Source organism: Streptomyces sp. NPDC032198, from assembly GCF_040636975.1.
Classification (GTDB): Bacteria; Actinomycetota; Actinomycetes; order Streptomycetales; family Streptomycetaceae; genus Streptomyces.
On the sequence record NZ_JBEZVL010000005.1, the window covers coordinates 235642 to 255294 of the forward strand.

The 19653-nt window shown below is 71.9% G+C and carries 16 protein-coding genes; 8 read left to right on the plus strand and 8 right to left on the minus strand.

Going from position 1 to position 19653, the window contains the following annotated elements; all coding sequences use genetic code 11:
* Window positions 1-555: 555 nt before the first annotated feature.
* On the minus strand, window positions 556-1248 hold the full coding sequence (locus tag AB0E78_RS15150; RefSeq protein ID WP_361832210.1) for a metal-dependent transcriptional regulator: 693 nt from the start codon (window positions 1246-1248) through the stop codon (window positions 556-558).
* A gap of 266 nt (window positions 1249-1514) precedes the next feature.
* Between AB0E78_RS15150 and AB0E78_RS15155 the strand changes: the two genes are divergently transcribed.
* On the plus strand, window positions 1515-2279 hold the full coding sequence (locus tag AB0E78_RS15155) for an SIS domain-containing protein (protein WP_361832212.1): 765 nt from the start codon (window positions 1515-1517) through the stop codon (window positions 2277-2279).
* 23 nt (window positions 2280-2302) lie between these two features.
* On the opposite strand, the gene AB0E78_RS15160 is transcribed toward AB0E78_RS15155, so the two are convergent.
* Together AB0E78_RS15160 and AB0E78_RS15165 are read right to left on the minus strand one after the other, a co-directional pair.
* Entirely contained in the window at window positions 2303-3529 is a 1227-nt protein-coding gene (locus AB0E78_RS15160) for an ATP-binding protein (RefSeq protein ID WP_361832798.1), read from the minus strand.
* 62 nt (window positions 3530-3591) lie between these two features.
* On the minus strand, window positions 3592-4260 hold the full coding sequence (locus tag AB0E78_RS15165) for a response regulator transcription factor (protein ID WP_361832214.1): 669 nt from the start codon (window positions 4258-4260) through the stop codon (window positions 3592-3594).
* Between the two features lie 144 nt (window positions 4261-4404).
* On the opposite strand from AB0E78_RS15165, the gene AB0E78_RS15170 reads away from it, so the two are divergent.
* The 4 genes from AB0E78_RS15170 to AB0E78_RS15185 are packed head-to-tail and all read left to right on the plus strand — an operon-like array spanning window position 4405 to window position 7898.
* Window positions 4405-4893 (plus strand): hypothetical protein, encoded by a 489-nt coding sequence (locus AB0E78_RS15170; RefSeq protein ID WP_361832215.1) that lies wholly within the window; start codon window positions 4405-4407, stop codon window positions 4891-4893.
* Window positions 4890-5957, plus strand: coding sequence for a peptidoglycan-binding protein (locus AB0E78_RS15175; RefSeq protein WP_361832216.1), 1068 nt, complete (start codon window positions 4890-4892; stop codon window positions 5955-5957). Before AB0E78_RS15170 ends, AB0E78_RS15175 begins: the two co-directional genes overlap by 4 nt.
* 22 nt (window positions 5958-5979) lie before the next feature.
* The gene (locus tag AB0E78_RS15180) at window positions 5980-6684 is read left to right on the plus strand and encodes an ABC transporter ATP-binding protein (protein WP_361832217.1); all 705 of its coding nucleotides are present in this window, start codon (window positions 5980-5982) and stop codon (window positions 6682-6684) included.
* The gene (locus AB0E78_RS15185; RefSeq protein WP_361832219.1) at window positions 6681-7898 is read left to right on the plus strand and encodes an ABC transporter permease; all 1218 of its coding nucleotides are present in this window, start codon (window positions 6681-6683) and stop codon (window positions 7896-7898) included. Before AB0E78_RS15180 ends, AB0E78_RS15185 begins: the two co-directional genes overlap by 4 nt.
* Before the next feature lie 575 nt (window positions 7899-8473).
* On the opposite strand, the gene AB0E78_RS15190 is transcribed toward AB0E78_RS15185, so the two are convergent.
* The 4 genes from AB0E78_RS15190 to AB0E78_RS15205 form a co-directional block, all read right to left on the minus strand.
* Window positions 8474-9853 (minus strand): PAS domain-containing protein, encoded by a 1380-nt coding sequence (locus tag AB0E78_RS15190; protein WP_361832221.1) that lies wholly within the window; start codon window positions 9851-9853, stop codon window positions 8474-8476.
* Window positions 9854-10531: 678 nt separating this feature from the next.
* Window positions 10532-12139, minus strand: coding sequence for a transporter (locus AB0E78_RS15195; protein ID WP_361832223.1), 1608 nt, complete (start codon window positions 12137-12139; stop codon window positions 10532-10534).
* Window positions 12136-12936 (minus strand): ABC transporter ATP-binding protein, encoded by an 801-nt coding sequence (locus AB0E78_RS15200; RefSeq protein WP_361832225.1) that lies wholly within the window; start codon window positions 12934-12936, stop codon window positions 12136-12138. The genes AB0E78_RS15195 and AB0E78_RS15200 overlap by 4 nt, the downstream gene beginning before the upstream one ends.
* A 168-nt stretch (window positions 12937-13104) precedes the next feature.
* Window positions 13105-13752 (minus strand): bifunctional DNA primase/polymerase, encoded by a 648-nt coding sequence (locus AB0E78_RS15205; RefSeq protein WP_361832227.1) that lies wholly within the window; start codon window positions 13750-13752, stop codon window positions 13105-13107.
* A gap of 297 nt (window positions 13753-14049) precedes the next feature.
* Between AB0E78_RS15205 and AB0E78_RS15210 the strand changes: the two genes are divergently transcribed.
* Together AB0E78_RS15210 and AB0E78_RS15215 are read left to right on the plus strand one after the other, a co-directional pair.
* Window positions 14050-15438: a transcriptional regulator gene (locus AB0E78_RS15210; RefSeq protein WP_361832229.1), complete on the plus strand. Its 1389-nt coding sequence runs from the start codon at window positions 14050-14052 to the stop codon at window positions 15436-15438.
* Window positions 15439-15705: 267 nt separating this feature from the next.
* A complete protein-coding gene (locus AB0E78_RS15215) occupies window positions 15706-17655 on the plus strand; it encodes a hypothetical protein (RefSeq protein ID WP_361832231.1) in 1950 nt (649 codons plus the stop codon).
* 8 nt (window positions 17656-17663) lie between these two features.
* Here the strand turns inward: AB0E78_RS15215 and AB0E78_RS15220 are convergent, their stop codons facing one another.
* Window positions 17664-18944 (minus strand): ABC transporter substrate-binding protein, encoded by a 1281-nt coding sequence (locus AB0E78_RS15220; protein WP_361832232.1) that lies wholly within the window; start codon window positions 18942-18944, stop codon window positions 17664-17666.
* A gap of 111 nt (window positions 18945-19055) precedes the next feature.
* Between AB0E78_RS15220 and AB0E78_RS15225 the strand changes: the two genes are divergently transcribed.
* A complete protein-coding gene (locus AB0E78_RS15225) occupies window positions 19056-19559 on the plus strand; it encodes a hypothetical protein (RefSeq protein ID WP_361832234.1) in 504 nt (167 codons plus the stop codon).
* Window positions 19560-19653 lie beyond the last annotated feature (94 nt).

Sequence of the window (19653 nt, forward strand, 5' to 3'; positions counted from 1 at the left end):
CGCACGCTATCGAACCCCTTTTCGAAAGCGGCCAGATCGCCGGCAACACCCCTCATTCGAGTGACCACGCTCAAGGATTGGCCGCCGCTGCCGAGGGGAGATCTTCAACGGGGGGCGGGCCGCTCGGGGAAAACGGTCCGAAGGGGATGACCCTGGGAGCTCGGGGCTCCGGGTCGGAACAGGGGAGGACAGGCCCCGGCGCTCAAGGGCGCCGGGGCCCTCTGCGTACACCTCTCCGTACGACTCCGCGTGCGCCGCTGCGTACGCCTCCGCGCACGGAGGACGCACTGATCCGCACCGCTCGCGAACACGCTCCCGCTCGCCAGATGGGCACATCTTCCTGCCCCCTCCCACGGCCGTGGCGGCCAGACCGGTGGCGACCCGGTCAAGAGCCCTCAGGTCATATGCCTCTCGCGACAGCCTCGCACGCAAAACGTCCGGGCGCTGCGATTCGGCACACTGAATCTTGGACCCCGTACGATCCCGGGGTCTTCACAACTGCCCAACGATTACCGCCAGTTGACCCGAACTCCCGGTAACGGCTCCCGGGCGCCCTCAGCGCTTGGCGACGAAGACGTGCGAGGCGACCTCCGTGTCCAGCTCGGCGGCCTCACCGCTGCTGCCCACGAGCACGCCGCCCGCGGACTCCGTCACGCTCACCACGGAGCCGGGCTGCACACCCGCGCGCCGCAGCGTGTACATCAGCTGGGCGTCCGTCTGGATCGGCTCGCCGATGCGGCGCACCACGACGGTCTTGCCCTCCGTGCCGGGGTCGAGGTCGACCAGGGAGACCATGCCCTCGTCCAGGAACGGGTCGGCCCCGTCCTTCTCGCCCAGCTCCTCGAGGCCCGGGATCGGGTTGCCGTACGGAGACTCGGTGGGGTGGCGCAGGAGCTCCAGGACGCGGCGCTCCACCGCCTCGCTCATCACGTGCTCCCAGCGACACGCCTCGGCGTGGACCTGCTCCCACTCCAGGCCGATCACGTCGACGAGGAGGCACTCCGCCAGGCGGTGCTTGCGCATCACGCGGGTCGCGAGCCTGCGGCCCTCCTCGGTCAGCTCCAGGTGACGGTCGCTCGCGACGGCCACCAGGCCGTCGCGCTCCATGCGCGCGACCGTCTGGCTCACCGTCGGCCCGCTCTGGTCGAGACGCTCGGCGATCCGGGCGCGCATGGGGACCACACCTTCCTCCTCCAGCTCGAGGATGGTGCGCAAATACATCTCAGTGGTGTCAATAAGCCCCGACATGGGTGCCCCTCAGATCTCGCTCGTGCGGCCGGCCCTGCCCTCAAGTCTGACGCATACCGCTGACAACCGGGTCGCGCCAGGGGAAAACCCGGTCGGGGCGGCCTTGACGGGGTGCTCGGGCCGTATTGACAGGGCACTGGTCCAGACCGCAACGTGATCCGCGGCACACAGGAAAAGCGTGCAGGACATACGTGCAGGACATGCGTACAGAACGCATACGCGCATACGTACAGAACACATACGTACCCGGAAAGGTTCCTCGGCGCATGGGCTCGAAGAGCGAGAGCAAGCTGGCCGGTCAGTACATCGACGCCGCGATCGGACTGCTCGGGCGGGTGCGTGACGAGGAGGGCGGCAACGTCGACGCGGCGGGCACGCTGCTCGCCGACGCCGTCGAGGCCGGCGGCAGGCTCTTCGCCTTCGGCGCGGGACACTCCTCGCTCGCCGCTCAGGACGTCGTCTACCGCGCGGGCGGGCTCGCCCTGATGAACCTCCTCGCCGTCCCCGGCGTCGTCGGCATCGACGTCATGCCCGCCACGCTCGGCTCGGCCCTGGAGCGCGTCGACGGGCTCGCGGGCGCCGTCCTGGACTCCTCACCGGCCCGCCCCGGCGACGTACTCGTGATCATCTCGCTCTCCGGGCGGAACTCGCTGCCCGTGGAGATGGCGATGAACGCCCGCGCGCTGGGCCTGAAGGTCATCGGGGTGACGTCGGTGGCGTACGCGACGGAGACGAAGTCGCGGCACGTGTCCGGCACCTTCCTGAAGGACCACTGCGACGTCGTGATCGACTCCAAGATCGCCCTCGGTGACGCCGAGCTCAGCCTCGACACGGTCGACGCCCCCTTCGGGCCCGCCTCCAGCGTCGTCACCAACGCGATCATGCAGGCCATGATGGCGACCGCCGTCGAGCAGCTCGCCGCGCGCGGGGTCGAGCCGCCGCTCCTGCGGTCGGGGAACGTGGACGGCGGCCACGAGTGGAACGGCCGCGTGTTCGAGCAGTACGGCGACCGGATCTTCTACCGCCGCTGAGAGCCTTGCGGCAACCGGATCTCCTACCGTCGGTGAGCCTCCTGCGGGCCCGTGGGGAAGCGCACCCGCACCGTGAGCCCTCCTCCCTCCCCGTTCGCCCACGCGGTCGCCCGAGCGCCGTGTGCGCGGGCGATGGCGGCGACGATGGACAGGCCGAGCCCCGCGCCCTCCCCGCGCGCGTGCGTACGTTCCCCGACGCGCCGGAAGGGCTCGAAGAGGCGCGGGACCGTTTCGGGCGGCACGGCGGGCCCGGTGTTGGTGACCTCGACGCCGTCCGGGCCGGTGCGCACCTCGACCCGGCCACCCTTGACGTTGTAGTGCACGGCGTTCGCCACCAGGTTGTGCACCAGGCGGTCCACGAGCACCCCGTCACCGTGGACGGTGAGTGGCTCGGCATGCAGGGAGAGGGTGACGTCGAGGCGCGCCGCCTCGTCCGCGAGACCCTCCGCCACCGCGTCCGCGATCACGTCCACGGCGACGGGCTCGCGCCGCTCCAGACCGCGCTCCGTCGTGGCGAGCAGGAGCAGCCCCTCGATCAGGTGCTCGCTGTCCTCGGCGACGGAGATCAGCTTCGTACGGATGCGGGCCACCTGTTCCGCGTCGGGCTCACCCGCGAGACCGATCTCGGCGGCGGCCCGCTGTACGGCGAGCGGGGTGCGCAGCTCGTGCGCGGCATTGGCGGCGAACCGCTGCTGCGCGCTGACCAGCTGCTCTATCCGCCCGAGCATCTCGTCGAAGGTGTCCGCGAGCTGCTTCAGCTCGCCCGGCGGTGCGTCGAGCGCGATCCGCTCGTGCAGGTTCTCGCCCGACAGGCGCCGCGCGGTGCCGGTGATGACGCTCACCGGGTGCAGCACGCGGCCCGCCATCCACCAGGCGAGGACGATGGAGAGTGCCGCGTACACGAACAGCACCACTACGGAGACGGTCAGCAGCCTGCTGAGCGCCGCCTGCTCGGCGACGTCGCTGATCTTTGTGACGGCGAGGCCCTGCGTGACCTCGGTGGGCAGGGCGGTGCCCGAGGGCACCGCCCGCGGAACCGAGGTGGTGTCGGCCTGGACGGAAATCCGCCAGGGCGGGCCGAGCCTGCTCGCGGGCACGGCCGTCGTGACGGCGGAACTGATCGAGGAGTACAGCCCCTGCCGCACCAGGAAGTAGACGAGCCCCGTGAGCAGCGCGCCCGCCAGGAGGAGCATGCCGCCGTAGAGGGCGGTGAGACGGCCGCGTTCGCTGCTGAGGCCGCGGAGACCCATGAGGCCTGTGAGGCCCTTGCGGTCCCTGAGGCTCTTGAGGCCGATCCCGCCTCCGAAGCGCCTCACGCCGACCAGCCCGGGATCCGGTACCCCGCGCCCGGGACGGTCTCCACCACCGGCGGATCGCCCAGCTTCGTCCGCAGCTTGGAGAGGGTGACGCGGACCGCGTTCGTGCGGTAGCTGGTGTCCTCCTCCCAGACCTGTTCGATCAGGTCCTCGCCGCTGACCACCGCGCCCTCCGCCCGCAGCAGCGCTTCAAGCACCGCGAACTCCTTGCGGGAGAGCGCCAGATGACGGCCGTCGCGGCTGGCCTGGCGGCGGGCGGTGTCCAGGACCAGGCCCGCGCGTTCGATGACGGGCGGCAGCGCGGGGCGCGTGCGGCGGCCGAGCGCCAGGACGCGGGCCAGGAGCTCGTCGTACGCGAACGGCTTCGGCAGATAGTCGTCGGCGCCCAGGCCGAGGCCCGCGACCCGGTCCCGGACCGTGCCCGACGCCGTCAGCATCAGGACCCGGGTGAGCAGCCGCTGGCTCACCACCCTGCGGCACACCTCGTCGCCGTGCAGGCCCGGCAGATCCCGGTCCAGGATGACCACGTCGTACTCGCCGAGCTGGAGTTTGCGCAGTGCCGTCAGGCCGTCGGCCGCGACATCGACCGCCAGCGCGTCGCGGCGCAGCCCGACGGCGATCATCTCGGCCAGGAATTCCTCGTCCTCCACCAGCAGTACGCGCATGCGGCCCTGTGTACCTGAAGTGCACCTTTCGTCGGTGTAAGCGTCTCCGTTGAGAGAAACGAAACCTCCCTTCCCGCCAGCCTGTCCGCGTCGGCGCGCTGCCGCGCCGACGCGACCAGTGAAGGGGAAGCCATGAGGACTGCCATGAGGACTCGTACGCGTTCGGCGGCCATCGCATCAGGATTCGCCGCACTCGCCCTGTTCGCCGGAGCCTGCTCCCCCGGCGGGGGCGACAGCAGCGGCCAGGACAAGGCCGACGGTGGCAAGGGCAAGCAGGCCGACGCCGCCTTCAAGGAGCGCGAGTGCCTGCGCAAGCACGGCGTCAAGGTGGCCGAGCCCAAGTCCGGCGAGGACACCCGCGGCATCACCATCGGCGGCGACATGAGCAAGGAAAAGATGGAGGCCGCCATGAAGGCCTGCACCGGCAAGAGCGGCATGGGGAGCGGCGGATCGGTCTCGCAGGCCGACAAGGACAAGATGCTCAAGTACGCCCGGTGCATGCGCGAGAACGGCTTCAACATGCCCGACCCGAAGTTCGAGGGCGGCGGCATGGCAGCCCAGAAGATACCCAAGGGCGCCGAGGCGAAGAAGATGGAGAAGGCCGCCAAGGCGTGCAAGGACATCGTCGCGTGAGGCGCCGCACCGCCGTCGTCGCCACCGTCGTGGCCCTGCTCGCCATCACCGGCGGCGGCGTCGCCGTCACCGCCCTCGCCGACAACGGCAAGGACGAGTCCACGCACCGGGACGCCGGACTGCCGCCCGCCACCGCCCCCGTCGAACGCGGCGACCTCAGCAGCGGCACCCAGACCGACGGCACCCTCGGCTACGCCAAGGAACGCAAGATCAACGCGGGCACCGCCGGCACCCTCACGTGGTCCGCCGGCAGCGGCTCCACCATCGAGCGCGGCGGACGCCTGTACGAGGTCAACGGCGTCCCCGTGCGCCTCATGTACGGCACCGAACCCATGTACCGCACGCTCAAGACCGGCGACGAGGGCAACGACGTACGGCAGTTGGAGGAGAACCTCCAGGCGCTCGGGTACGGGACCGGGCTCGCCGTCGACGACGCGTACACGGCGGGCACCGCCGCCGCCGTCAAGCAGTGGCAGAAGGCGCACGAGCAGAAGCAGACGGGCCGCGTCGGCCCCGACCAGATCGCCTTCTCGCCCGGCGGCGTCCGCGTGAAGTCCACCGATTCGGCCGTCGGCGACCAGGTCGCGCCGGGCAAACCGGTGCTCGCCACCACGGGGTCCGAGCGCGTCGTACGTTTCCAGCTCGACGTCGCCGAAGGGAAGCTCGCCAAGGTGGGCACCAAGGTCACCGTGGACCTGCCGGACGGCACGACCGCCAAGGGCAAGGTCGCCTCCGTCGGCAAGACCGCCAAACCGGGCGACGACCCCGCCGACAAGACCCCGAAGGTCCCCGTGACGGTCTCCTTCGACGACCCCGGCAAGGTCGACGGCTTCGACCAGTCCCCGGTCACCGTCAACCTCACCGGCGAGACCCGCGAGGACGTCCTCTCCGTCCCCGTCAACGCCCTCCTCGCACTGCCCGGCGGCGGCTACGGCGTCCAGGTCGTCGAGAACGGCCGCGCCCGCCAGGTGAAGGTCGAGCTCGGCATGTTCGGCCAGGGACGCGTCGAGGTCACCGGCGGCGGTCTGCAGGACGGCACGAAGGTCGGGGTGCCCAAGATATGAGCGCCGTAGTGGAGTCGCGGACATGAGCGCCGTCGTGGAGCTGGCCGGGGTCACCAAGGAGTACCCGGGCGGGGTCGCCGCCCTGCGCGGCGTGGACCTCACGGTCCAGGAGGGCGAACTCCTCGCCATCGTCGGCCCTTCCGGGTCCGGCAAATCGACGCTGCTGCACATCATCGGCACCCTGGACCGCCCCTCACAGGGCTCGGTGGCGATCGCCGGACACGACGTCGCGACGCTCGCCGACCGCAGCCTCTCCGCGTTGCGCGCCCGGCATATCGGCTTCGTCTTCCAGGCGTTCCACCTGGTGCCGGGGATCAGCGCGCGGGACAACGTCGCCGAGGGGCTCCTGTACTCGGGGCTCTCGCGCGCGGAACGCCGGGCGCGGGCGGCAGAGGCCCTGGACCGGGTCGGCCTCGCGGGCCGCATGAAGCACCGCCCGCACGAACTCTCCGGCGGCCAGAAGCAGCGCGTCGCCATCGCCCGCGCGGTGGTCGGGGCGCCGGACCTGCTCCTGGCCGACGAACCGACCGGGGCGCTGGACTCGGCGTCCGGCGAGGCGGTCATGGAACTCCTGCACGACCTCAACGCGGAGGGCGCGACCATCGCCGTCATCACCCACGACACGGAGATCGCGGACCGGCTGCCGCGGCAGGTGCGGATCCGGGACGGGCAGGTGGTGGCGGACGTCCGCGCCGCCGGGCCCGGTGCGGAGGTGCTCGCACGATGATCCGTACGAAACGCATGGCGCGGGGGCGGTTGAAGGCGGCGCGGCTCGGACCGCGGGACGTCCTCCACGTCGGCTCGGCGGGACTGCGCAGCCGGCCCGTACGGGTCGTGCTCTCCGCGCTCGGCATCGCCATCGGAATCGCCACGATGATCGCGGTCGTCGGCATCTCGTCGTCCAGCAAGGCCCAACTCATGCGTGAGCTGGACCAGTTGGGCACCAACATGCTGGTGGCCGCTCCCGGGGAGCCCATGTTCTCCGGGGAGAAGGTCGTGCTCCCGCGCGACGCGGCGGGCCGCGTCTCCCGAGTGAAGGGCGTGCAGGACGTCGGCGCGACCGGCGACCTGGAGAACAGCGTGCGGCGCACCGAGAAGATCCCCGAGGACGAGACCGGCGGCATCGGCGTCAAGGCGGCGACCGAAGGGCTCCTGAAGGTGCTGCGCGGCGAGATGGGCCACGGCACGTGGTTCAACGCGGCCAACAGCCGCTACCCCTCGATCGTCCTGGGCCACGTAGCGGCCGACCGCCTCGGCATCACCCGACCGGGCCAGCAAGTCTGGGTCGACGACCGCTACTTCACGGTCGTCGGCATCCTCGACCCGCTGCCGCTCTCGCCCGACGTGGAGCGCTCGGCCCTCGTGGGCTGGGACGCGGCCAAGAGCGAGCTCGGCTTCGACGGCCGCCCGACCTCGGTCTACGAGCGGTCGACCGACGCCTCCGTGCACGAGGTCCGCAGCCTGCTCGCCGCGTCGATCGACCCGGAGAACCCCCGGAACGTCCAGGTCTCCGACCCGTCATCGGCACTCAAGGCGAAGGCGGCGACGGAAGGCGCGTTCTCCACGCTGCTCCTGGGCCTCGGCGGGATCGCCCTCCTGGTGGGAGGGGTCGGAGTCGCCAACACCATGATCATCTCGGTCCTGGAACGCCGCTACGAGATCGGCCTGCGCCGCTCCATGGGCGCCACGAAGGGACAGATCCGCATCCAGTTCGTGACGGAGTCCCTGATGCTGTCCGGCCTGGGCGGCCTGGCGGGAATCGCCCTCGGCGCGGCAGCGACGGCGGCGTACGCCTGGTCGGGAGGCCTGCCGTGGGTGGTCCCCCTCTGGGCAGTGACCGGCGGCTTCGGCGCGACCCTGGCGATCGGAACGGTGGCGGGCCTGTACCCAGCGGTACGGGCGGCACGCCTCTCACCGACGCTGGCGCTGCATGCGGCTTAGGGGGGGGCGGGGCGGGGGGTGCCGCCGCGCTGAGCCCGGGGCCCTCGCCGGTTCGCGCCTGGCCCGGGGCACCTGCCGGGTCGCGCCCGACCTGGGTCCCTGCCGGTTCGTGCCGAGCCGCGGGTCTCCGCCGGTTCGTGCCGAGTCGCGGGTCTCCGCCGGTTCGTGCCGAGCCGTGGGCCCCTGCCGGGTCGCCGAGCCGTGGGCCCCTGCCGGTTCGTGCCCGACCCTGGGTCCCTGCCGGTCCGGGCCGAGCCGCGGGCCGCCGCCGGTCGCGGCACCTTGCCGCCGCTTCGCGGCGATTTTTCCCGCCCACCCACCCGATCACCCGGCGGGACAACGGCTGAGCAGGAGCATCCCGATGGCACCACGGGGTTCCGGGTGGGCGGGCGGGAAAGATCCGCCGCGAAGCGGCGGCCTCGAAGGCACCCGCGCTCGCAGAGGGCACACCCGGACCCCCGCGAAGCGGCGGCCTTGAGGGCACCCGGCCCACCCGCCGAGAACGCACCCAGCAGGCCCACCCGGGGGCCCCGCGGTGGACCCGCCCAGCGCACCCCGCAGGGGCCCCGGAGAACTCACCCCGGACCCAGCACACCCGCCAGATCAAGCGAGGCCGCAACCCTCGCCGAGACGCTCTCCGCATACGTCGCGTCCGCCCGTTCGAACTGGCTGCGGCTCGCGCCCCGCAGGAACGTCACCACCCCCAACGTCCGCCCCCGGCTGCGCAACACCGTGCACAACGCGTGGACGGAATCCTCCGGCCACTGCCTGGCCGCCGCCCACTCCCGGGCGCGGTCGGGCGGCGCGGTGCCCGCACTGGTCCGTACGGAACCCACCCGGTCCACGCACTGCGGGGCCGGGTGGCCCTCCAGATAGCGGACGGGCAGCCCCGCCTTGGCCACCGGAAGACAGGGACCAGGAGCACCGGCAGGCGTCGCGGCGACCCGGATGAGCCGAGCCGGCTCCTCCTCCCCCGTCCCCGCCACCAGATCGATCAACGCGTGGTCGGCGAAACCGGCCAGGGCGAAGTCCAGCTGGACCGTCGCCGCCTCCATCGGATCCTCGCACTCACCCGCGGCCCGCGCCGCCCGGTGCAACTGCTGCGAACGGAACCGCAGTTGCGCCGCCTCCTGCTCCGTCTGCCTGGCCTCCGTCACGTCCAGGAACAGCCACGCGACCCCCAGCGGCACCGGCTCCTCCGCGAGCGGCGACGCCAGCCGCAGAAAGCCGCTGCGCCAGCAACGCCGCTCCGGCTCACCGCTCTCCGTGGCCCGCACGGACACCCACATCTCGGCGGGCGCGGGCGGCGCCCCCTCGGCGAGCACATGGCTCAGCGCGCTCTCCAGCTCCTCCACACCCTGCCCGAGCAGCTCCCCGAGCGGCCGCCCCAACAACGCCGTACGCCCCATCCCCAGAGACCGCGCGGCATGTTCGTTCGCCACGGCGGGCCGCAGATCCGCGTCGACGAGCACGACACCCCACGACGCGTTCTCAAGAAGGGCCTCGCTCAACGCGATGGAACGCTCCAGGTCGATCTGCGCATGGACCTCGCTGAACGCGCAGTACACCCCGGAGGGTTTCCCGTCCCCGCCCCGCACCGCCGCGGACTGCGTCCGCACCAGCACCCGCCCGCCGTCCTTCGTCAGGAGCGCGAACTCGTGCACCTGCCGCCCATGAGCCTCCATGGAGGACATCAGCCGCGCCTCGACCTCCTCGGCGTCGGCCGTCCGCACGGCCCACCCCGCGAACCCCTGCCGCCCGACGGCCTCCTCCGCCGACCACCCGAGAATCCGCTCGGCCTCACGATTCCAGTGCGTCACCACCCCATCGGCGTCGAACGCGCACAAAGCGGCGTCCATCCCGTCCAGCAATGCCGCGAGCAATTCGGCCCCACCGGGCTCGGGTTCTTCAGGCCCCAGCTCGTCGGTGGTTCCGCTGCGCCGGGAAGCACTCACCTGGCACCCCCTGCAGGCCGTGTCCTCATGAGCTGCATGTTCTGCGAGTTCCGCGTATACCGCACGTCAGATCATTGAACTCGAACGTGACGCAGCCCACAGGTACTTCCCAGAAGTTGGACGAAATCATTGCCCCGCATGAACGTCGTGGCGTGCCCCGAGGTTCCCCCATGGCCTTGCACAAGCGACATCGAACTCCAGTCCGATGTTCCGCACGAAAGGCTGAACTCCAGCTGCGCTGAAGGATACGGGCCTGGACCAAGCAGCACTTCGGATACGCCACCGGGGACCTCGTCCGTGCGACCGTGCCCACCGGAAAGTGGGCGGGCACCTGGAATCGCCGTTCTCACCATGCGCTCGAAAAACCGGTTGAGCCGGGCGGAGCCGGTTCCTAGTCTGTGAGTCATCACGGAGAGGAGGTGGTTCGGCAGATGTATGGAAACCGGACGCGTGAGGTGACTGCGGGCTAGTGGCCCGTCGTCGCAACTCGATTTCGGCGCCGGACCAGCACGTGTGATGTGCGTGCAGCCGGCCCAATCCCAAGCAGTCACCCGACCCGCGAGCCGCCGGTACGTCCGGCCGGCTTCCCGCCGTTTCGTACGGCGGGAACCACGGCTCGCGGGTCGTCTGCGTGCCGCGGGGGTTCGGGGTGGTTCCAGGGCGGGCGAACGCTCGACCTCAGCCCTTGCTGACCGCCGACAGGATCTCCGGCAGGCGTCGTGCCACCCTCGGTGCCGCGAGGCGTAGGCCGCAGTAAGTGATCACCGCTCCGTATGCCCCGCCCAGCGGCAGCAGCACCCAGGACCAGGCGCTCGCGCCCGAGACGTGCAGCCAGATGGTGAAGGCGAGCACCGGGGCGCAGAGCAGGGCCGCCGCGACCATTCCGCCGAAGATCGAGATCCAGGCCAGGCCCGCCTGCCCGGGGGCCACGTTCTTGTAGCCCTCCTGCGGGATCGAGTAGGGGAAGCGGGCCGATGACCAGGCCCCGGTGGCCAGCATCGCGCCGAGCAGGGCGAAGGAGAGGCCGAGTCCCTCCGGCAGGCCGGTCCAGTCGCCGAGCACCGCCGCCGTGATGACCGTGACCAGCGTCGCGTACGGGAGGGTGATCGCGAGGAGGGCCAGGGCGCGGGCGCGGATCTCGATGTACGCGTCGTACGTCGAGGAGATCGTCATCGCGACCATCCAGAACGCCGAGGTGTCCTGGCCGAACTGGTTGTACATGAGGACGCCGAGCATGCCGGCCGCGAAGCACGCGAAGTAGATCGAGCCGGTTCCTTGGAGGGCGTTGAAGAGCGGCACGATGAGCCCGATGGCCAGGGACGTCACCCAGGCGGCCTTCGTCTTCGGGTCGCGCCAGACGTAGCGCAGGCTGCGCTCCATGACCGTGCCGGTGCGTCCGCCGGGGAGCAGGCGGCCGGGGCCGCGCGCCCCGCGCGCCTTGGTGGGTTCCGCCGCCGCGAGCGTCGAGCCGTCCGGGGTCGTCATCAGGTGGGTCAGGCTGCGCTGCCAGAGGGCGAGGAGCGCGGCGAGAGCGGCGGCGCCCAGCGCGAGTTGGGCGATCCCGGTGGTGTACGAACCCTCGCTCACGGAGTCGACGGCGGCGATCGCGGAGGAGGGCGGGATCCAGCGGACGACGTCCGCCGCCGGGTCGAGCTGGGACAGGCCCGACGAACCGAGCTTCTGCGCGCCGAAGTTGACGACCTGCGCGCCGACCGCGATGACGAGGCCGCTCAGGACGGCGAGGTCGCGTCCCTTGCGGCTGGTGAGCAGGCGGATGTTGGCGGCGGCGACCGTGCGCGCGAGGGCCACGCAGGTGAGCAGCGTGAGGGTGATGGCCAGGATGCCGGTGATCGTTGCTGCCGTGCCGTGCGCCAGCGAGATGACCGAGCCGAGCGCGAGGCAGAGGGTGAAGAGCGGGCCGATGCCGACGAGGGACGCGACGAGGAGCGCGCGGACCAGGGGCCCGGGGCGCAGCGGCAGCATCACCAGGCGGGTGGGGTCGAGGGTCTCGTCGCCGCTGGGGAAGAACAGCGGCATCACCGCCCAGCCGAGCGCGAGCACCGCGGTGAGCAGGACGGAGACGGTGGCGGCGTGTTCGTTGCCGCGCAGGGCGATCAGGCCGAGGAGCTGGAGGGCGGCGACGAGGAGCGCGGCGGCGACGGACGCGATATAGGCGGCGCGGCGGCCGGAGGACTGGTGCAGGCCGTTGCGCAGGAGTGAGAGCTTCAGCCGTACGAAGACGGGGGTGATGGAGGGGGCGGGCGCGGCCGTGGGTGCCGTGCTCATCGGGTGCCGCCGCCCAGCCAGTCGAGGTGCGATCCGGTGTCGCGCCCGCCCGCGCCGACGAGTTCGAGGAACGCCTGCTGGAGGGAGGGTGCGGCGCCACGGACCTCGGCGAGGGTGCCCTGGGCGCGGATGCGGCCCGCGGCCATCACGGCGACCCAGTCGCAGAGGGACTCGACGAGTTCCATGACGTGCGAGGAGAAGACGACCGTGGCCCCGGAGGCGGTGTAGCGCTCCAGGACGCCGCGGATGGTCTGTGCGGAGACCGGGTCGACGCCCTCGAAGGGTTCGTCGAGGAAGAGGACTTCGGGGTTGTGGAGGAGGGCCGCGGCGAGGCCGATCTTCTTGCGCATGCCGGTCGAGTAGTCGACGACGAGTTTGTGCTGGGCGCCCGCGAGGTCGAGTACGTCGAGGAGCTGGGTCGCTCGCTTGTCGACCTCGTCGCCGGGGAGTCCGCGCAGCCGGCCGGTGTAGGCGAGGAGTTCGCGTCCGGAGAGGCGTTCGAAGAGGCGCAGGCCTTCCGGCAGTACGCCGATGCGGGCCTTGACCTGGACGGGGTCGGTCCAGACGTCGTGGCCGACGACCTCGACGGTGCCCCGGTCGGGCCGGAGGAGGCCGGTCACCATGGAGAGGGTGGTGGTCTTGCCTGCGCCGTTCGGGCCGACGAGGCCGATGAACTTGCCCGCGGGGAGCGTGAGGTCGATCCCGGCGACGGCGATCTGCTGCCCGAAGGCCTTCCACAGCCCCTGCACCCGTACGGCCGCGGGCCCGGGTGCTGTCGCCGGTGCTGCCTCGGTCACGGTGCCGCCCTTCGTCGCCCCGTCTCTGGACTGTGCACGATACGTCCTGGGCACCGTCGTCACCGGCTTCGCCGAGTTCGTCCTCCCACGCCGGACGGGCTGATCTGTCCAGCCCCTCCGGCGGTTGAAGAAGAGGGTCGGGGGCGCGCGGCCCCACGGGGGGAGCCCCTAGCGCCGCGCCTCGCGCCCGCACGCGTAGGCGAGCGGCGAGATGATCTCTTCCGCGTCGGGGAGCCAGCGGTTCGCCGCGGTGGGGCGGCAGGCCCACTGCACGGCGCCCGATGCGCCGAAGCGGGTCGGGGGAGCGGCCACGTACGCCCCCTCGCCGAGCGAGATCAGGTCGATCGCGGCGGGTGGCCAGCCGAGCTTGCGCACCAGGTCAGGGACCTTTGCGGTAGCGCCGGGAAGGACGAAGAACTGCATCCGGCGGTCGGGCGTACAGGTCACGGGTCCGAGCGTCAGCTCCATGCGCTCCATGCGGGCGAGCGCGAGGAACCCGGCGGTCTCGGGCACGTCGATCGCGTCGAACGTACGGCCTGTCGGCAGCAGGATCGACGACTTCGGCTGCTTGGACCACAGCCGCCTGGCGACGGTCGCGCTGCCCGTCGCCTGTGTCGCCCAGTCCTCGCGCGCCGGGTGCGAACCGGGTGCCGTGCACGCGGCGTCACCGCACGAGCAGATTTCGGCCCCCTCGACGGACTCGAGCCACGTCCCGGGGAACACGTCCCAGTGGCGCTCTTCCGCGTATCGCACGGCCGTGTCCAGCAAGGATTCCCCGCGCTGCTTCGGGATGTGCGCGGCTGACGTGACTCCCATGGTCTCTTCCACGGACTTCTCAACTCCGCCCGACACCTACGGTTACGGCTGTCGTGTGCGCGGGGGCGGAGCATCGATCCTGCATGTGGGGCGCATGGGTGCACGGGCGGGGGCGCGCATGGGGAATGGGTTCCATGTGCGGGTAGCAAGGCTGTGGCACTCCGAAGATGCCCAGTTGCTGACTTATCGTCCGTTTGTGGTGCATCTTCCGTTTGTTCCAAGGGCATTGATCATCTGGGGTGGCCGATTCCGGCCCCTCCGTCCAGATGAACCACGGTGCACATCAGGGGGTACGCCATGGCCGCAAGGCCGCTCGTCGCGCGGCAGCCCAATGAAAGGCTGCAGGCACTCATTCAGGAAGCGGGTTGCTCGAACGCGGGCCTGGCCCGCCGGGTCAACATGTGCGGCGCGGAGCACGGTCTCGATCTGCGCTACGACAAGACATCCGTCGCCCGCTGGCTGCGCGGTCAGCAGCCACGCGGCAGGGCGCCCGGCATCATCGCGGAGGCCCTCGGCCGCAAACTGGGCCGGACGGTCACGATCGACGAGATCGGCATGGCGAACGGCAAGAACCTCGCCTCCGGCGTCGGACTGCAGTTCTCGCCCACCGTGCTCGGTGCCATCGAGCAGGTCTGCGAGCTGTGGCGCAGCGACGTGGGGCGGCGGGACTTCCTGTCCGGCTCGTCCGTCGCCGCTTCCGCGCTCGTCGAGCCGAGCCGCGACTGGCTGATCTCCTCCCCGGACGCGCAGGTCGGCCGGATGGCCGGGCCGCGGGTCGGGCTCTCCGACGTGGCGGCGGTGCGGGCCATGACGGAGGCGCTGACCCAGCTCGACCACCAGTACGGCAGCGGGCATGTGCGGCCGGTCGTCGTGCACTACCTGAACAGCGTGGTCTCCGGACTGCTCGCCGGTTCGTACCGCGAGGCGGTGGGGCGCGAACTGTTCGCCGCCGTCGCGCGGTTGACGGAGCTCGCCGGGTACATGGCGGTGGACACGGGCCAGCCGGGCCTGGCCCAGCGCTACTACATCCAGGCGCTGCGCCTCGCACAGGCGGCGGGCGACCGCGGGTACGGCGGATACGTGCTGGCCGCGTCCATGAGCCATCTCGCGGCCCAGCTCGGGAACCCGCGGGAGATCGCGCAGTTGGCGCGGGCGGCCCAGGAGGGGACGCGCGGGCGGGTCACCCCGCGCGCGGAAGCCATGTTCTACGCCGCCGAGGCGAGGGGGCACGCGCTGCTGGGGGACGGGCGGTCGACCCAGGTCGTCGCGGGCCGTGCGGTCGAGGCGATGGACCGGGCGTCCGGGGAAGCGGATTCGGGCGACGACCCGGTGTGGATCCGGCACTTCGACCATGCGTATCTGGCCGATGAATTGGCGCATTGTCACCGTGACTTGGGGCAGGCCGAGGCGGCGGCGCGCAGTGCCGAGGAGTCCCTGGCGGGGCATCCGGAGACACGGGCGCGGCGGCGGGCGATCGGTCTCGTCCTGCTCGCCACGGCGCAGGTGCAGCGGCGCGACGTCGAGCAGGCGTGCCACACGGGCATGAAGGCGGTCGAACTGCTTGGCACGCTGCGGTCGAACCGCGGCGCCGAATACCTGGAGGACTTCCAGCAGCGGCTCGCGCCGTACCGCGAGGAGGCGGTGGTAAGGGAGTTCGGGGCGCGGATGGACATCCAGGCGGCGTGAAGGAGTGCGGGACCGGGCGCGTGAAGGGTTTGTGACATGTGTCGCGCACCGGTGAACGTGGCCCGTCCCCGCCCTTTCCGTACCGTGAACGGCCAACTCCCGTACGCAAGCGATCCGCCCTGGTGACGTAATCAGCGTTTCGCGGAGAGCTTTTGTTACTTCGGCGATTGATGCGGCGCCGGAGGTTTGAGCTGCGTGGCAGACGGCTGTGGCGACCCGGTAGCGTGAGCCGACGGTTCCGTAGGTCCCCCACTCGTAGGAGTCCCGGTGACGCAGCAGAGCGGGCAGGGCGCCGCTTCCTCCGATCCGCATTCCGCGGACCGGCACGCGCACGAAGGCATCGTGCTGCCTGCCGACGGAAGCGAACCCTTCATGCCCGGCACCACCGGCGACCACGTGGCTCCCGCGGGCGGCAGCCCCTGGGGCCAGCCGTGGGGCCCGGCCCCCGCGGACCCGCCGCCGCCCGGCGCGGGCCAGGCATGGGACCCCGCACCCGGCCAGCAGCAGTCGTACGGAGCGGGCACCCCGCTGCCCGCCGAGGGCGCCCAGCACCATGAGGACCACCCGCAGGGCGGTTCCTACGGGGGCCAGGCCGCGGACGGCTCCTACGGCTCCTACGGGGGTCAGGGAGGCTACGGAGGCCAGCCGCAGGGCGGCTCGTACGGCGGGCAGGCTCCTGACGCCGCGTACGGAGCCCAGGCGCAGGGCGCGGGCGCGCCGTACGGCGGCCAGCAGCCCCAGGCGGGGCCTTACGCGGGGCACGCTCAGGGCGGCCAGCACGCCGGTCAGCACACGCAGGGCGGCCAGCACGCGGGGCGGCCCGCCGGCGACATGCCGTACGCGGGGCAGGGTCCGGGCGGGGCGCACGCGGGGCAGCCCGCGGGTGGCGCCCACGCGAGACATCAGGCGGGCGGAGCCCACGCGGGGCAGCCCGCCGACGCCGCTTATCCGGGTCAGCAGAGACAGCACGGCCAGCACGGCCAGCCGCTTCCGCAGGCGGGCCAGGCAGGTCAGCTTCCGCCCGCCGCTCAGGCGGGGCAGCTGCCCCCCGGCAACACCGGTACCGGTGCCGGAGCGCCCTTGCCGCCCGTCGCCGGAGGCCTCGCGCCGCTGCCGCCCGCCGCCGCGGGTGACGCGGACGCGACGCAGTACATACCCGCGACGCCCGCCGCAGGCGCAGGCGTCGACGAAGGCGCCACGCAGTACATACCCCCCGTCGCCCCCGGCGCCCTGCCCCCCGAGGCACCCGCGGGCGACGCCACGCAGTTCCTGGGACGCTCGCCCATGCCGGGTGCGCCGATGCCCCCGGCGGCCGGTTCCGACAACGAGCCCACGCAGTTCATCGCCCCCGTGCCCGCCGAGCCCGGCAAGGCACCCTTCGGGATACGGCCCGGCACCCCGGGCGACCGGCAGCCGCCGGCCGAGTTCGACAGCCTCTTCCGTACCGAGCAGGCGGAGCCCGAAGGCCCCGCGTCGACCCAGCAGATGCCCCGCTTCGAGCCGCCGCAGCCCGCCGCCCACGGCGACGGCGGGGGCCGTGCCGCACGCCGCGCCGCGGCAGCCGCCCCGGCCCGCGGGAACGGCGGCGGGGGCCGCACCGGGTCGAAGGTGCCGCTCTTCGCGGCCATCGGTGTCGTCATCGCGCTGATCGGCGTCGGCGCCGGCGCCCTCCTCAGCGGTGGCGGTGACGACGAGAAGGACAGCCCCAAGACGGTCTCCGACTCCTCGCCGAGCGACGAGAAACCCTCGCCCTCCGTCGACCCGGCCAAGGAGCAGGCCGTTGCCCTGGACAAGCTCCTCGCCGACAGCAACAACAGCCGTGACTCGGTGATCGGCGCCGTACGCAACGTCGGAAAGTGCGCCGACCTCGCCAAGTCGGCCACCGATCTGCGCAACGCGGCCAAGCAGCGCAACGGCCTGGTCACGCGCCTCTCGGGGCTCTCCGTGGACAAGCTCCCGGCCAACGCCCAGCTGACCGCGTCCCTCACCAAGGCCTGGAAGGCGTCCGCCGCGGCCGACAACCACTACGCCGCGTGGGCGGGCCAGGTCGCGGGCAAGAAGGGCTGCAAGAAGGGCCACGCCCGCATCACGCCGCAGGCGGTCGCCGCCAACAAGTCGAGCGGCGAGGCGACCACGGCCAAGCAGGAAGCCGCCGGTCTCTGGAACGCCATCGCCAAGCAGTACGGGCTCACCGCGCGCGACAAGTCACAGCTCTAGGGGCACCGTCACCGCACCTGCTCCAGGGTCTTCGAGACGTTCACGAACCCCTTGCGCGCCGGCACCAGGCGGCCGTCGCGCACCATCTGGAACGTGACGTCGGCGTTGACCAGGCGCGGGAAGTCGCTCGCCGCGAGCATGTCCTTGAAGCGCCAGCTCAGGGTGGGCGTGAGCCCGCCCGTCCGCACCTCCAGACCGTCGTCGAGTGCCCGCCGCAGCGTCCGTGACGAGACCTCGCCGCCGTCGAGCGACTCGACGGCCTGCTTCAGGACGGTGTAGGCGATCCACGTCGTCTGCACGCCCGCGTCCGTCGGGTCGACCCGGTTGTCGCCGAAGGCCTGCCTACGGATGACCTCGCGCATCCCGTCCCAGCGGGGATCGCTTGCGGCGGGGTACCAGCCGGTGAGATAGGCGCCTTCGTACGGGCCGTTGCCGCCGCCCGTGCGGTCGACGAGGGACTGGTCGACGCTGCCGAGCACGGAGGAGATCTTCGCGGGCGGGTAGGCGTCCTCGGTGCGCCGGTAGGAGTCGTAGAACGTGTCCGTGCGCTCGCCGAGCGCCGCCGTCACGCAGCCGCCGGTGCCCGCGCGCTGCAGTGCCTGCTCGGCCTGCGACGTGAAGTCGGTGCCGTCCTCGGGCGCCCGTATGTCGGCGGAGGACTTGCGGTGGCCCTCCGCGAGGCCCGCGTCCAGGAGCCCCGGGAGATCGTCCCCGGCGATGGTGTCCGGGCGTACGAGGGAGACGTGCTCGCAGCGGGCGGCGAGCTGGCGGCCGTTGCCCGCCATGAGCGCCGGTTCGCCGCCGTTGACGGGGTACGACAGGGGGCTGCTGAACTCCTCGTCGGTGACGCCGTACCCGCCGATGTAGGGGATGCCGGCGACTTCGAGGGGGGAGAGGAAGGACCGGCCGTGCTGGCTGTAGGAGCCGACGACGGCCGCGACCTTCCTGTCGACGGCCTTGCGGGCGCAGTCGGCGGCGCCCACCGGGTCGTTGTGGTCGTTGCAGGTGATGACCTTGAGCTCGCGGCCGTCGAGGCCGCCGTTCGCGTTGACCCAGCGCGCGTAGGCCTGCGCCATCGCGGGGACGCCGGGCTTGTTCGTGGCCTTGGTCTTCTCCGGGGCCCAGGTCATGACGGTCACGGGGTCTTCCCTGGATCCCCCCGTGGAACCAGGGATGACCCCGCACGCGGCGGTCAGGGACGCACACGCCGCCACCAGGGCGGCCGCGCCGAGTGCTGCGGTCTTGGAGGGGCGGGTAAGCAGGGTGCGTCGCGAGACGGGCATGGTCATGCACGATTCCGTCGCAGTGCCAACCAAGGAGTGACGCGCTCTCAACGCATGGTGACAAGAAGGTGAATGACAGGGGCCGATTCGGCTGCGCGGAGGGGGAACGTACGATCGATGACCGTGCAAGGTTCGGAGAACTCTTCCCGTCGTGGCCGTCGCTCAAGCACCATGGGCGGCATGCCAACGAACGACATGCCGTGGTGGCGGTGGCGAAGCAACGTGCGCTCGGCGCTCCACATGCTCTCCGACCCGGGGTTCCAGCGTGAGTGCTGGCTCGCCGGGCGCGAGGAGTACGGGGACGTGACCGACGCCGTGTACCGCCTGGTCGAGGACACGTGGCTCGACAACTGGTCCGCCGAGAAGTACGTCGGGACGATCTTCCGTGACGCGGAGGAGGCGGCTCTGGCCGACGCGGCCGTGCTGCGGGTCCTGCGGATCATGCACGAGGTGGGGCCGGACGCGCTGGTGTCCGCCTATCTCGATCACCCGGGATGGCCGGACGCGGTCCGTGCGGCGCGCGAAGCGCATGTGCGGCTCTCCGTCAGCGACGGGGAGGATCCGGACGTGCCGCCGCGGACGCTCGAGGTGCTGCGCATCATGACGCGGACGGCGAGCTAGGCCTGCCCCGCCGATCTGTCGGCCGTCCTCCCGCCGGCCTGCCCGCCGCCTTCCTGCCGACCTCCTTGCCGCCCTGCCCGCCGACGGTCCCGAC